Annotated in this window: 11 protein-coding genes; 6 read left to right on the top strand and 5 right to left on the bottom strand. The window is 74.0% G+C overall.

The genetic code is table 11. The features are described 5' to 3' along the window. Positions 1–14: 14 nt before the first annotated feature. A complete protein-coding gene (locus G8D98_RS13855) occupies positions 15–1,283 on the bottom strand; it encodes a class I SAM-dependent methyltransferase (protein ID WP_166104575.1) in 1,269 nt (422 codons plus the stop codon). 246 nt (positions 1,284–1,529) lie between these two features. Between G8D98_RS13855 and groES the strand changes: the two genes are divergently transcribed. The 3 genes from groES to G8D98_RS13840 all read left to right on the top strand — a co-directional run bounded on the left by groES (position 1,530) and on the right by G8D98_RS13840 (position 4,335). Further along, positions 1,530–1,823 (top strand): co-chaperone GroES, encoded by a 294-nt coding sequence (gene groES, locus G8D98_RS13850; RefSeq protein ID WP_166104572.1) that lies wholly within the window; start codon positions 1,530–1,532, stop codon positions 1,821–1,823. Positions 1,824–1,949: 126 nt separating this feature from the next. Then, positions 1,950–3,566 carry a chaperonin GroEL gene (gene groL, locus G8D98_RS13845; RefSeq protein ID WP_166104569.1) on the top strand — a complete coding sequence of 539 codons (1,617 nt, stop codon included), beginning with the start codon at positions 1,950–1,952 and terminating at the stop codon, positions 3,564–3,566. A gap of 76 nt (positions 3,567–3,642) precedes the next feature. Continuing rightward, positions 3,643–4,335, top strand: coding sequence for an aspartate/glutamate racemase family protein (locus tag G8D98_RS13840; protein WP_166104567.1), 693 nt, complete (start codon positions 3,643–3,645; stop codon positions 4,333–4,335). A gap of 25 nt (positions 4,336–4,360) precedes the next feature. Here the strand turns inward: G8D98_RS13840 and G8D98_RS13835 are convergent, their stop codons facing one another. Beyond that, complete coding sequence (locus G8D98_RS13835; protein ID WP_166104564.1) at positions 4,361–4,588, bottom strand: RNA-binding S4 domain-containing protein; 228 nt, start codon at positions 4,586–4,588, stop codon at positions 4,361–4,363. Positions 4,589–4,832: 244 nt separating this feature from the next. Then, the gene (locus G8D98_RS13830; RefSeq protein WP_166104561.1) at positions 4,833–5,123 is read right to left on the bottom strand and encodes a WhiB family transcriptional regulator; all 291 of its coding nucleotides are present in this window, start codon (positions 5,121–5,123) and stop codon (positions 4,833–4,835) included. Positions 5,124–5,310: 187 nt separating this feature from the next. Here G8D98_RS13830 and guaB point away from each other — a divergent pair, with 187 nt between their 5' ends. Both guaB and G8D98_RS13820 read left to right on the top strand, forming a co-directional pair. Beyond that, positions 5,311–6,912 (top strand): IMP dehydrogenase, encoded by a 1,602-nt coding sequence (guaB, locus tag G8D98_RS13825; protein ID WP_166104557.1) that lies wholly within the window; start codon positions 5,311–5,313, stop codon positions 6,910–6,912. Positions 6,913–6,958: 46 nt separating this feature from the next. Further along, positions 6,959–7,906: a serine hydrolase gene (locus G8D98_RS13820; protein WP_166104554.1), complete on the top strand. Its 948-nt coding sequence runs from the start codon at positions 6,959–6,961 to the stop codon at positions 7,904–7,906. Between the two features lie 14 nt (positions 7,907–7,920). On the opposite strand, the gene G8D98_RS13815 is transcribed toward G8D98_RS13820, so the two are convergent. After that, positions 7,921–8,955, bottom strand: a complete 1,035-nt coding sequence (locus tag G8D98_RS13815; RefSeq protein WP_166104552.1) for a P1 family peptidase — start codon at positions 8,953–8,955, stop codon at positions 7,921–7,923. Between the two features lie 65 nt (positions 8,956–9,020). Further along, positions 9,021–10,658 carry a DHA2 family efflux MFS transporter permease subunit gene (locus tag G8D98_RS13810; RefSeq protein WP_166104549.1) on the bottom strand — a complete coding sequence of 546 codons (1,638 nt, stop codon included), beginning with the start codon at positions 10,656–10,658 and terminating at the stop codon, positions 9,021–9,023. Between the two features lie 200 nt (positions 10,659–10,858). On the opposite strand from G8D98_RS13810, the gene G8D98_RS13805 reads away from it, so the two are divergent. After that, positions 10,859–11,980, top strand: a complete 1,122-nt coding sequence (locus G8D98_RS13805; RefSeq protein WP_166104546.1) for a GuaB3 family IMP dehydrogenase-related protein — start codon at positions 10,859–10,861, stop codon at positions 11,978–11,980. Positions 11,981–12,000 lie beyond the last annotated feature (20 nt).

The raw sequence follows: 12,000 nt of genomic DNA, 5'->3' as shown, positions 1-12,000 counted from the left end.
GGTGCCGCCCGCGGTCAGGGCTGCTCGGTGGCGGCCGGGCCGGGCACGACGGGGTCGACGACGATGGCGGTCTGCCGGCCCGCGACCCGGGTGAGGACGACGGTCGCCTGCTCGCCGTCGCCGGCCCCGCGCCCGATGCGCAGCTGGCGGCGCAGCTCGTCGTCGTCGAGGCGCACCCCGCGCTTCTTGATCGTCAGCCCGGTGACGCCGTGCTGCGCGAGCCACGACCGCAGCACCTTGACGGTGAACGGCATCGCCTCGCGCACGGCGTAGCGCCGCGCGAAGGGGATGTCGACCTCGGCCTCGGAGAGCACGTAGCCGAGCCCGCGGTCGACCTCGACCCCGAGGGTGGCGGCGGTGACCGCGCCGAGGAGGCCGGCGCGGGTCACGGCCCGGTCCGGCTCGTAGAGCCAGGCACCGACCGACGCCGGTGCCTCGGCGAGCGGCGGCTCGCCCTCGGACATCGTCTCGTCCACCTCGACCGGGCTGCGGCCGGGAGCCAGGATGCGCGCGCTGCGCCCGGCCTGGTGGGCGAGCGGCCCCCACCACACGGCGCACTCGAGCACCTCGCCGGCGAAGGAGGTCCACTGGGCCTCGGTGCCGAGCGGGATGGCGTCGTGCGGCATCGAGGGGGAGAGCTTGGCGCCCGTGGCCGGCACGGCCGTCGCCACCTGGAGGACGAAGTCCCACGTCGGGCGGATCTCGTCGAGCCGGAAGACCCGCTTGATCCGCCCGTGGCGCCCGGTGCGCCCCGGGATGCGGCGGGCGGGGTCGAGCCAGACCCCGACCCGCGCGCGCAGCGGGTCCCGCGGGGCCTCGAACTCCTCGGCGTACCCCTCGTGGGCGCGCGAGTCCGGCCACGGGCGCAGGTTGGTGTCGGCGACGGCGGCCGTGACCGGGTCGATGTCCACGCCGTGGACGGTGACGCCGAGCGCGGACATCGCCACGGCGTCGCTGCCGATCCCGCAGCCGAGGTCGTGGACCGTGGCCAGGCTCGCGCTCGAGAACCGGCCGGCGTGCCCGGCCGCGACCTCGAGCCGGGAGGCCTGCTCGAGACCGTCGGGTGTGTAGAGCAGGTCGCCGGCGAACTCGCCGAACTTCGCCCGGGCCCGGGCCCGCAGGCGCTGCTGGGTCAGCAGGGCGGCGACGCGCTCGGGGGGGTGGCCCTGGCGGCGCAGCCGCTCCTGGAGGCCGAAGACCGCCCCGGGGTCGTAGGGCGGCAGCTCGCGCAGGACGGCCTTGCCGTCGGGCGACCCGAGGAAGCGCACGGTGCCGACGTCCACGGCGGGCCATCCTGCCATCCGGGCCCGAGGACCCCGACCGGAACCCGTCGGTCCCGGGCCCGGGACGCGCCCGCTGGCACTCGAGTTGACCGAGTGCTAACGCGCGTCCTAGATTTGGCTCATTGGCACTCACCACCGGCGAGTGCCAGCGCACCCCGGTTCGCGGTCGACCCCCGCGACGGCGAGCACGGACCGGACGCGCAGTCCCCGTCCACTTCGACTCATCCCACAGGGGAGGAGCACACCGTGTCGGTTTCCATCAAGCCGCTCGAGGACCGCATCGTCATCCAGAGCCTCGAGGCGGAGCAGACGACGGCCTCCGGTCTCGTCATCCCGGACACTGCGAAGGAGAAGCCCCAGGAGGGCGAGGTCCTCGCGGTCGGCCCGGGTCGCATCGACGACAAGGGCAACCGCGTCCCGCTCGACGTCCAGGTCGGCGACCGCGTCATCTACAGCAAGTACGGCGGCACCGAGATCAAGCACCAGGGCGAGGAGTACCTCATCCTCTCGGCGCGCGACGTGCTCGCCGTCGTCGGCTGAGCAGCCTCTGACGCCGCCCGTCGCGTCCCGGCGGCCACGTGCCGCCGGGACGCGACCGGCATCACCCCGACCAACGCGACGGGCCGGGCGCCACCGCGCCGCCCGTCACCCCAGCAAAGGACAGCCATGGCCAAGGAACTGGAGTTCAACGACTCCGCTCGCAAGGCGCTCGAGCGGGGCGTCGACGCCCTCGCGAACGCCGTCAAGGTGACGCTCGGCCCCAAGGGCCGCAACGTCGTCATCGACAAGAAGTGGGGCGCCCCGACGATCACCAACGACGGCGTGACCATCGCCCGCGAGGTCGAGCTCGAGGACGCCTATGAGAACCTCGGCGCCCAGCTCGCCAAGGAGGTCGCGACCAAGACCAACGACGTCGCCGGTGACGGGACGACGACCGCGACGGTCCTCGCCCAGGCGATGGTCAAGGAGGGCCTGCGCAACGTCGCGGCCGGCGCCGCCCCCTCGGGCCTCAAGCGCGGCATGGACCAGGCCGTCGAGGCCGTCTCCGCCCGCCTGCTCGAGACCGCCCGCGAGATCGAGACCAAGGACGAGATCGCCCAGGTCGCCTCGCTGTCGGCGCAGGACACCGAGATCGGCGCGATCATCGCCGACGCCTTCGACAAGGTCGGCAAGGACGGCGTGATCACCGTCGAGGAGTCCTCGACCGCCTCGACCGAGCTCGAGTTCACCGAGGGCATGCAGTTCGACAAGGGCTACATCTCCCCGTACTTCGTCTCCGACCCCGAGCGGATGGAGGCCGTCGTCGAGGACGCCTACGTCCTGGTCAACCAGGGCAAGATCTCGGCGATCGCCGACGTCCTGCCGATCCTCGAGAAGGTCATCCAGGCGGGCAAGCCGCTGCTCATCATCGCCGAGGACGTCGACGGCGAGGCGCTCTCGACCCTCGTGGTGAACAAGATGCGCGGCACGTTCAACGTCGTCGCCGTCAAGGCGCCCGGCTTCGGTGACCGCCGCAAGGCGATGCTCCAGGACATCGCCGTGCTCACCGGCGGCCAGGTCGTCGCCGAGGAGGTCGGCCTCAAGCTGGACCAGGTCGGGCTCGAGACCCTCGGCCAGGCCCGCCGCATCGTCGTGACCAAGGACACGACGACGGTCATCGACGGCTCCGGCGACGCCGGTGACGTCGAGGGGCGGGTCGCGCAGATCAAGCAGGAGATCGAGCGCACCGACTCCGACTGGGACCGCGAGAAGCTCCAGGAGCGCCTCGCCAAGCTCGCCGGTGGCGTGTGCGTCATCAAGGTCGGCGCGCACACCGAGGTCGAGCTGAAGGAGAAGAAGCACCGGATCGAGGACGCGATCTCCGCGACCCGCGCCGCGATCGAGGAGGGCATCGTCTCCGGCGGTGGCTCCGCGCTCATCCAGGCCGTCTCGGCGCTCGACGGGCTCGGCCTCGAGGGCGACGAGGCCGTCGGTGCCCGGATCGTCCAGAAGGCCGCGGCCGAGCCGCTGCGCTGGATCGCCGAGAACGCCGGCCTGCAGGGCTACGTGGCCGTCGCGAAGGTCTCCGAGCTCGACGCCGGCCAGGGCCTCAACGCCGCCACCGGCGAGTACGAGGACCTCGTCAAGGCCGGGGTCATCGACCCGGTCAAGGTCACCCGCTCGGCGCTGCGCAACGCGGCCTCGATCGCCTCGATGGTCCTGACGACCGACACCCTCGTCGTCGAGAAGAAGGAGGACGAGGAGGAGCCGGTCGGCGGCCACGGCCACGGCCACGGTCACTGACCCCCTCCGCGCCACCGGACGCCGCCCGGTCCCCTGTGCAGGGGGCCGGGCGGCGTCGGTCCTCTAGGGTTCGGCCATGCGGCTGCTCGGGGTCCTCGGTGGGATGAGCTGGGCGTCGACGGCGGCCTACTACCGTGGGCTCAACGTCGGCGTCGCATCGCGGCTCGGCGGGCTGCACTCGGCCCGGCTGCTCGTGCACAGCGTCGACTTCGCCCCGGTCGCCCGGGCCCAGCACGAGGAGGACTGGGCGGCCACCGCCACCCTCCTCGGCCAGGCCGCGGCGGGGCTCGCGGCCGGCGGCGCGCAGGCGCTGCTCCTGGCGACGAATACGATGCACCGCGTCGCCGACGCCGTGCAGGAGGCGGCCGGGGTGCCGCTGCTGCACATCGCCGACCCCACCGCCGAGGCGCTCCTCGCGGCGGGGCACCGACGCGTCGGGCTGCTCGCGACCCGGTTCACCATGGAGCAGGACTTCTACCTCGAGCGGCTGCGCTCGCACGGCCTGGAGGTGCTCGTGCCGGACGAGCCGGACCGCGAGCTCGTCCACCGGGTCATCTACGACGAGCTCGTCCACGACGTCGTGCGCGAGGAGTCCCGCGCCGCCTACGTCGGTGTCCTCGGCCGGCTGGCCGCGGCCGGGGCCGAGGCCGTGGTGCTCGGCTGCACCGAGATCGGCCTGCTGGTCCACGAGCGCGACGCCCCGCTGCCGCTGGTCGACACGACGGCGCTGCACATCGCGGCCGGTGTCGACTGGCTCTGCCCGGGATGACCGCCCGCGCGGCTCGGGTGCCGGCTCAGCCGGCGGTGACGCGCAGGCTCCCGCCGCCGTCGACGGCCACGACGTCGCCGACGCGCAGCTGACGCCCCCGGCGGGTGTCGACCTCGCCGTTGACCTCGACGAGCCCGCGCTCGAGCAGCTCGCGGGCGCTCGCGCCGTCGTCGACGAGCCCGCTCAGCTTGAGCAGCTGGCCGAGCCGGATGGAGCCGTCCCGGATGGGGACCTCGAGGGGGACGTCGGACACGGCACCCAGGCTACGTGGCGCCGCGCCCGGACGGCGAGCACGAGTGCCGTCCGGGCGCGGTCTCCCACGGTGGCCGACGGTGCCGGTCGTGGGCTCTCGCCCCCACGACCGGCACCGTCGCCGCCGGGACCGGAGCGTCCGTGGGCTCTCGCCCCCACGGCGTCGCCGGTGTCCCGCGACCGGTCCCCCGGAAGGACCGGTGGCTCTCCCGGGTGGGGCCGGAAGAGGGGTCGGTGTGCGCCCGTCAGGACGCGATGTGGCGGTCGCGGGAGTACACGCTCTCCCGCTCGTCCTCGGTGAGCCCGCCCCAGACGCCGTACGGCTCACGCACCGCCAGGGCGTGCTCGCGGCACTGGGCCAGGACCGGGCAGCCGAGGCAGATCTCCTTGGCGGCCGAGGCCCGCCGGTGACGCTTGCTGCCCCGCTCGCCCTCGGGGTGGAAGAACACCTCGGGCCCGACCCGGCGACAGGCGCCGTCGAGCTGCCAGTCCCACAGGTCGGCGACGGGACCCGGGAGCCGGGTGATCTCGGCCATGGCGTACCTCCACACGACGTGCCGCCCCCTCGGCGGCACTGGAAAATCACCGTATGTGGCGCTTCGCTAACGGTGGGCAAGCGCCGGGTAAGGCTTTGGTCAAAGGTCGCCGCCCGCCCGGCGGTGTCCTCCGCGCGCGCCCGCGGATGGGTCCGCGGGTCGCTCCGCGAGGTCGTAGACTCGGGCAATGAGCCTCGGACTCGACGAGACCCGCGCCACGACCGACCACCCGGAGCCGGCCGTCCCCGCCGACCGCCCGCTCGTGCCGGCCACCTCGGCGCAGCCGGTGCCCACCGAGCCGTTCGCCGAGCTGGGCCTGACCTACGACGACGTGCTCCTCCAGCCGGGCGAGACCGACGTCATCCCGAGCGAGGTCGACACGACCACCCGGCTGACCCGCGAGATCTCGCTGCGGGTGCCGCTGGTGTCGGCGGCGATGGACACCGTCACCGAGGCCCGGATGGCGATCGCCATGGCCCGCCACGGAGGACTCGGCATCCTCCACCGCAACCTCTCGGTGGAGGACCAGGCCTACCAGGTCGACCTCGTCAAGCGGACCCAGACCGGGATGATCTCCAACCCGGTGACCATCGGCCCGGACGCCACCCTCGAAGAGCTCGACGAGCGCTGCGGGCGCTACCGGGTCTCGGGCCTGCCGGTCGTCGACGCCGGGGAGCACCTGCTCGGCATCGTCACCAACCGCGACCTGCGCTTCACGCCGGTCGCCGAGTGGGGCGAGACCCTCGTGCGCGAGGTGATGACCCCGATGCCGCTGATCACCGGGCACGTCGGCATCTCGCACGACGAGGCGACCCGGTTGCTGCGCCAGCACAAGCGCGAGCGCCTGCCCATCGTCGACGACGAGGGCCGGCTGCGCGGGCTGATCACCGTCAAGGACTTCGTGAAGTCCGAGCAGTTCCCGCAGGCCAGCAAGGACGCCGACGGCCGGCTGCTCGTCGGTGCCGCCGTCGGGTACTTCGGCGAGGCGTGGCAGCGAGCCGCGACCCTCGTCGACGCCGGGGTCGACGTCCTCGTCGTCGACACCGCCCACGGGCACGCCCGGGCGCTGCTCGAGATGGTCCGGCGGCTCAAGCAGGACCCGGCGCTGCGGCACGTCCAGGTCATCGGCGGCAACGTCGCGACCCGCGCCGGTGCTCAGGCTCTCGTCGACGCGGGGGTCGACGCCGTCAAGGTGGGGGTCGGGCCGGGCTCGATCTGCACGACGCGCGTCGTCGCCGGTGTCGGGGTCCCGCAGGTCACCGCCATCCACCACGCCTCCCTCGCGACTGCACCGGCGGGGGTGCCCCTCATCGGGGACGGCGGGCTGCAGTACTCCGGTGACATCGCCAAGGCGCTCGTGGCCGGCGCCGACACCGTCATGGTCGGCTCGCTGCTCGCCGGGTGCGAGGAGTCCCCCGGGGAGCTGGTCTTCATCAACGGCAAGCAGTTCAAGGCCTACCGGGGGATGGGCTCGCTCGGGGCGATGTCCTCGCGGGGCAAGAAGTCCTACAGCAAGGACCGCTACTTCCAGGCCGACGTCACCTCGGACGACAAGATCGTCCCCGAGGGCATCGAGGGGCAGGTCGCCTACCGGGGCCCGGTCGGTGCGGTCGTCCACCAGCTCGTCGGCGGCCTGCACCAGTCGATGTTCTACGTCGGCTCGCGCACGGTCCCGGAGCTCAAGCAGCGCGGCCGGTTCATCCGGATCACCACCGCCGGCCTGCGCGAGTCGCACCCGCACGACGTCACGGGCATCGTCGAGGCGCCCAACTACTCGACCAAGGGCTGACCCGCGCGGCTCGTGTGCAGGGCCCGCGCCACGTAGGGTTTCGGCCGTGCGTCGCCTCCTCCTGCTGTTTCCCCTGCTCCTGGCCGCCCTGGCCGGAGGGTGCGGGAGCACGGGCGTGCCGGTCGCCCCGAGCCCCAGCGAGCCGTCGGGCCCGGCCTCGGGCGCGCCCCGGACGGCCCCCACGCCCTCGCCGCGGGTGGGTGCGGGTGCCGAGGACCTCGTGAGCGCGGTGCCCGTGCCGAGCGAGGAGCCCGCGCCGAGCGTGGCGAAGGAGGCCCCCGCGCCGGTCGACACCGTGGTGCCGGACGCCGGCGACGGGGAGCTGACGAGCCTCGAGGGCGACACCCGCAACCAGATCGTCTGGGCGCCGCTGGCCAACCCCTCGGCCGTCTCGCTCGAGGGCTCGGTCTCGCGCTACCAGGCGTGGTCGACCTCGAAGGTCCTCGTCGTCGCCGCCTACCTCGACACCGTCGTCGACGGCGACCCGGCGCGCATCCCCGACACCGAGCGCGCCTGGATCCAGGCCGCGCTCACCCGCAGCGACGGGGACGCCGTCGTCGCCGTCCGCGGGCGCATCCCGGGCAGCCCCGGCGCCGCCATCACCGCGGTGCTGCGTTCGGTCGGCGACGTGACGACCGTCGCCCCCGACCTGTCCCAGGGGACGATGTGGTGGAGCCCGCGCGAGCAGGTGCGCTTCATGGCGGCCCTGGCCAACGGGCAGGTCGTCAGCCCGGCGGCGAGCGCCTGGCTGCTCGCCCAGATGCAGCCCATCCCGCAGCACCGCTGGGGGCTGGGACGGATCGGGGCGAGCGCCTTCAAGGGCGGCTGGCTCACCTCGACCTCGGAGACCCGGCAGATGGGCATCGTCGGGGGGTACGCCGTGGCCATCATCACCGTGGGCGAGGGCCCGGCGGTGGTCCAGACCGACGGGGACTGGGCGCACGTGCAGCAGATGGACCGGCTCGCCGGTCTGCTCGCCCGCCGGCTGGGTTGACGGCGCGGCGACGTTCAGCCCGCGGTGAGGGCCGCACGCCACGAGGGCGCCACGAGCCCGCCGTCGGCGGAACGGTCCACCGAGGTCGCGGCCGCGAGCGCCCGGCCCACGGCCCGGGTGACGCAGCGGGCCGCGGCGTCGTGGAGGTCGACGAGGTCGAGCCCCTCGGGCACGGGCCCGGCCCCGGTCGCGAGCGAGAAGACGGTGTCGCCGTCGAAGGCGGTGTGCACGGGGGAGAGGGCGCGGGCCATGCCGTCGTGCGAGACGGTCGCGAGCCGCCGGCAGCCCGCCTTGGTCAGCGTGGCGTCGGTCGCGACGACGGCGAGGGTCGTCGCGGTGCCGGCCCGCAGGGCCTCGGCCTCCGCCCGGCGCCCGGCCAGGTAGGCCTCGACCCGCCCCGGCGCCGCGGGCGGCAGCCCGTCGAGCTCCCCGGGCAGGCCCCACGCGGCCGCGAGCAGCGAGCCGTCGGGCGCGACGGGCGAGCCCACGGCGTTGACGACGACGAGCGCACCGAGCGTCGTGCCGGAGTCCAGGACGACCGAGGCACTGCCGACGCCCCCACGCAGCCCTCCGGCACGGGCACCGGTCGCCGCGCCGAGGGCGCCCATCGCCACCGGGCCGGACGAGGCCGCCCGGTAGGCGGCGGCGCCGTCGGCCGGGCCGGGATGGTGCCGCCAGGACCCGCCCCGGCCGAGGTCGAAGACGATGGCCGCCGGGACGATGGGGACCCGCTCCTCGGGCCCCGCCCCGACCGGCCAGCCACGCCCGTCCTCCCACGCCGCCACGGCGACCCCGTCGGCGGCCGCGAGCCCGAAGGCGCTGCCGCCGGCGAGCACGACGGCGTCGACGGCGTCGACCCCGTTGGCCGGGTCGAGCAGGTCGGTCTCCCGGGTGCCGGGGCCGCCGCCGCGGACGTCCACGCCCCCGACCGTGCCGAGCGGCGGGACGACGACGGTCACGCCGGTGAGCCATCCCGGCTCCTCCCGGGTCGCGTGGCCGACGCGGACACCCTCGACGTCGGTGATCGCGTTGTGGGTACCGGCTCGCATCCCCCCAGCATGGCCGATGCCGGCCCCCGCGGCTGCGGGGACCGGCATCGGGCACGGCGGGGGCCTCAGTGGAGCATCGCCGGGGGCGCCACCTCGTCGCCGTCCTCGTCGTCGAGCAGGTGGGACTCCTCGTGCTGGCGCGGCAGGAAGGCCGCGGAGACGAGGGTGAGCGTGACGAGGCCGGCGGCGAACCAGAAGGTGTGCGCGTAGGCCTGCGCCGACAGCTCGGCCACCCGGGCGGCGAGCGCCTCGGTGTTGCCGCCCTGCTCGGTGAGGAACTGGCCGACGAGCGGCAGCTTCGCCAGGAGCGCCTGGGCGGCGTCGGCACCCTCGGTCTGCGCCGTCTCGAAGAACTGCGCGCTCTGCCCGACGAGCGGGCGGTCCTTGAAGGCGTTGGTGAGCAGCACCGAGAAGGTCGCGACGCCGACCGAGCTGGCGATCTGCTGGGTGATGTTGAGCAGGGTCGTGCCCCGGGCGACCTCGTGGTGGGTGAGCGTCTTCAGCGCCGAGGTCATGATCGGCATCATCGTCGCGCCCATCCCGAGGCCCATGACGAACAGCACCGGGATGAGGAAGCCCCAGTGCGAGGAGTCGGCCTCGATCTGGGTCAGGGCGTACATGCCGCCGGTGATGAGCAGCAGCCCGAACGGCACGATCCGGCCCACGGGGAAGCGGTCGACGAGGGCGCCGGCGATCGGCATCGTCACCATGGCGCCGAGGCCCTGGGGCGCGACGAGCCAGCCGGCCGCGAGCGGGGTCTCACCCTGGACCTGCTGGAGGAACTGCGGGATGAGCAGCAGGCCACCGAAGAAGGACGCCGCGAAGATGAACATCGTGATGACGGCGACGGTGAGGTTGCGGTTGCGGAAGAGCCGGAAGTCGAGCAGCGGGTGCTGCGGGCGGAAGCTGTAGGCCACGAACGCGACGATGAGCACGAGCCCGACGAGGCCCGGCAGGAGCACCTTGGTGTGGCCGATGCCGCCCTCACCGGGGATCGAGGAGACGCCGTAGAGGAAGAGCGCCAGGCCCGGGCTCATGAGCAGCACGCCGCGCCAGTCGAGGGTCTCGCTCGGCGTCGGACGGTCGGCCGGCAGCGCGAAGAACGCGTAGCCGAGGGCGAGGATGCCGATCGGCAGGTTGATCAGGAAGATCCAGTGCCAGCTGAAGTGGTCGATGAGCCAGCCGCCGAGGATGGGGCCGAAGATCGGGCCGAGGAGCATGGGGATGCCGAGGACGGCCATGAGCCGGCCCATCCGCTTCGGGCCCGCGGCCCGGGTCATGATCGTCATGCCGAGCGGCATGAGCATGCCGCCGCCGAGACCCTGCAGGACCCGGTAGGCGACGAGGGTCTCGATGCTGCCGGCGGTGGCGCAGAGCACCGAGCCCAGGGTGAACAGCGAGACGGCGAGCATGTAGAGGCGCTTGGTGCCGAAGCGGTCGGCGGCCCACCCGGTGAGCGGGATGACCGTGGCCAGGGCGAGGGTGTAGCCGGTGACCGTCCACGCCACGGTGGAGTAGTCGAGCGGGACGCCGTCGGTCGCGAAGTCCTCCTGGAGGGTGCGCAGCGCGACGTTGACGACGGTGATGTCGAGGATGGACATGATGGCCCCGAGGACGACGACCCCGGCGATCTTGAGCACGGCGGCGTCGATCTTCTCGGGGTACTCCGGGGGCGCCGCGGGGGCGGGTGGTGCTACGGACACGTGGGCTCCATGTCGGTGGTCGTGGATGGGAGCGCGCCGGACGGGAGGGCGCGGCAACCCGGCAGCGGTGGGTGGCGACGGTGCCGGGGACGAGTGTGCCGGAAGGCGGTGACAACCGCGCAACCACTTTCGGTGCCCGACGATTCCCGCAGCGGTAGGCGGGGGCCGAACGGAGGACCCGCCGTCGGTAGGCTGCCGGGGTGAGCGAGATCGAGATCGGTCGTGGCAAGCGCGGGCGGCGCGCCTACTCCTTCGACGACATCGCCGTCGTGCCCTCGCGCCGGACCCGGGACCCGCAGGAGGTGTCCACCGGCTGGCAGATCGACGCCTACCACTTCGAGCTGCCGGTCATCGCCGCCCCCATGGACTCGGTGATGTCGCCCGAGTCGGCCATCGCGTTCGGCCGCCACGGCGGGCTGCCGGTGCTCGACCTCGAGGGCCTGTGGACCCGTTACGAGGACCCCACGCCGCTGTTGGCCGAGATCGCCACGCTCGACCCCGCCCTGGCCACCTCGCGGATGCAGGAGATCTACCGGGCCGAGATCCAGCCCGAGCTCGTCACCGAGCGGCTGCGGGAGATCCGCAGCGCGGGGGTCACCGTCGCCGGCGCGCTGACCCCGCAGCGCACGCAGCAGCTGTGGAAGACCGTGGTCGACGCCGGGGTCGACCTCTTCGTCATCCGTGGCACGACCGTCTCCGCCGAGCACGTCTCCGGCCGGGCCGAGCCGCTGAACCTCAAGCGCTTCATCTACGAGCTCGACGTCCCCGTCGTCGTCGGCGGCGCGGCGTCGTACTCGGCCGCGCTGCACCTGATGCGCACCGGCGCCGCGGGGGTGCTCGTCGGCTTCGGCGGTGGGGCCGCGCACACCACCCGCGTCACCCTGGGCATCCACGCCCCGATGGCCTCGGCGATCGCCGACGTCGCCGCCGCCCGGCGCGACTACCTCGACGAGTCCGGCGGCCGCTACGTCCACGTCATCGCCGACGGCGGGGTCGGCACGAGCGGCGACGTCGTCAAGGCGCTCGCCTGCGGCGCCGACGCGGTGATGCTCGGCGCGGCGCTCGCCCGGGCCACCGACGCGCCCGGGCGCGGCTTCCACTGGGGCCCGGAGGCCCACCACAGCGAGCTGCCCCGGGGGCATCGCGTGCAGGTGGGCGCGGTCGCGCCCCTCGAGGAGGTGCTCTTCGGCCCGAGCCGCGTCGCGGACGGGACGACCAACCTCGTCGGTGCGCTGCGCCGGGCGATGGCGACGACCGGCTACGTCGACCTCAAGGAGTTCCAGCGGGTCGAGGTCGTCGTCGCCCCCTACCAGCGCAGCTGACGCTCGCCGCCGGGCGTGGC

Source organism: Phycicoccus endophyticus, from assembly GCF_011326735.1.
GTDB lineage: Bacteria > Actinomycetota > Actinomycetes > Actinomycetales > Dermatophilaceae > Phycicoccus > Phycicoccus endophyticus.
This window is presented reverse-complemented; position numbering and strand designations above follow the sequence as displayed.